Genomic DNA, 1859 nt, shown 5'->3' on the forward strand with positions numbered 1-1859 from the left:
ACTCCCCATCTCCCAATATCAGGCATATAGAATCTCGCACCATAATCGTACATCCCTGTTCCTATTTGAAGTTCTTTTCCATTGTATTTATACTGATACTGAGGATTGGCACCTACCGCATTATAGCCTTCATGCTGTAATCCGAAAGGATAATAGTTATTTTCCTCCAAAACTTCTATTCCTGAACTTCCTTTCATGTAACTTACCCTGGTATTTCCTAAATGGTCCGCATAATTGTAAATATACTTATTTTTGATAAAATCAAAATAACCTTCTGAAGTAGGTACAAACTGAAGAACAGCTAAAGGGGGAGGACAGAGTAAACACAACGTAGTTTCAGGAGCATACTGAAAACCATCCAGATAATCGGTCGTCACAGTTCCCATGGATGAACCCTGGTCTTTTCGAAGTTTAACTCCATCTGCTCTATACGTATAACCTATTGAAGAGCCTCTCCTGCCAGTGCCAACAGAAATAACAGAAGGCAGGTTCAGAATATTATACAAAATCTCCTGTTCTTTATCCGGATTTTCCGTCATATTACCATTGCTATCATACTTCATTTCACCACCCACATACCCAATAAAATTAGGGATAGCATCCGTAACTGAAATAAGCCTGTTACCCTCATATGCATACCCCATATTGTTGATAAGGGCAGCTGTGGTATTTCCCCAAAGACTGGAGGATCTCTTCAGATTGGTAATATTCCCATTAAAATCATACTCTATCTTTTCAAAATATTCTTTTGCAGAAGGATTACTGTCTTTCTGATAAAAACCGGCAACTAGCCTGTTCAAACCGTCATAGACATATCCGTATCTTCTGAGGTTATCGTTGGGAGCTGTGGTGGTTTTCCAGTCTACTTCTGCAATATTACCGTTATATCTTGGTTTTACTTTAAGATCCGTATAATCCGTATTGGGAGTTTCAAGCCCATCAACCTGATTGTATTTGATTTTATAACCAAACAGTTTTCCGTTTAAGTTGGCTGGATCATTGATCTGGGTCATCCAGCCACGGATGTTGTATTTATAATCTACAATCTGAAGCGGGGATGCACTATCGGTACCTCCTACTTTCTTGGATTCTAGCTGGGAAAGTTCGTTGTACTTATTCTGCGCAAGAATCTCTTCAGGATTTCCGTCTACCTGGTGCTTATGAACAAGCATTCTGTTTTGATGATCATAAGTAAAGGTTTCGGTGATAACTCTTTCTGTTTCATTAGCAACTCTTTTATGTTTGGTAATAACAGTTTGGGGAACACCTGAAAAATTAAGTTTGGATTCTGTTTTGGTATAGCCTCCAAGGTAGTTAATAGAATAGGTTCCAACGGCACGGCCCTTCATATCGTAATAGCTATAATTCTTCGTCCAGCTATCATCTTCGATAGTCTTGATCAGGCTCATCACAGGAAGTCCTTTGGTGCTTCTGCCATCAGAGGAAGGGGCTTCTGTTAAAATGGGATCGCCCTGAATAGTGGATGGAAAAGGTGGATTGAAGTCATACCCCTGAGGATAGGTGTCATAATAGTTAACGGACAAAAGGGTATCTACATTTAAATAGACACTGGTATAATAAACGGTAATTCCATTCCTTACGAAACCTGTCGGATGTCGGGCATCATAAATTACCAAATCTGCAATCTGACTCTGCAAGGTATTCCTGTTGCTGCTGTTGTTCACTATTCCTGTGTAAGCGACTCTCCCAAACATATCATACTTGGTCATATACCAGTTACCCGAAGCTCTCATATTGGCGTCCTGGGTAAGAAGTAGCCGGTCTGCTTTATCGTACACCATATATTCCCAACCTTTGCCCGGTAGCTTCTTTTCTACCAATCTCCCTCTTCCGTCATA

1 protein-coding gene is annotated in these 1859 nt (G+C 40.2%); it reads right to left on the reverse strand.

Translation table 11 applies throughout. From position 1 onward, the window contains the following. A partial coding sequence (locus LC419_RS23370; RefSeq protein ID WP_368734513.1) for an RHS repeat domain-containing protein occupies positions 1-1859 on the reverse strand: 1859 nt, incomplete at both ends.

Source organism: Chryseobacterium sp. OSA05B (genome assembly GCF_019970065.1).
Taxonomy (GTDB): domain Bacteria; phylum Bacteroidota; class Bacteroidia; order Flavobacteriales; family Weeksellaceae; genus Chryseobacterium.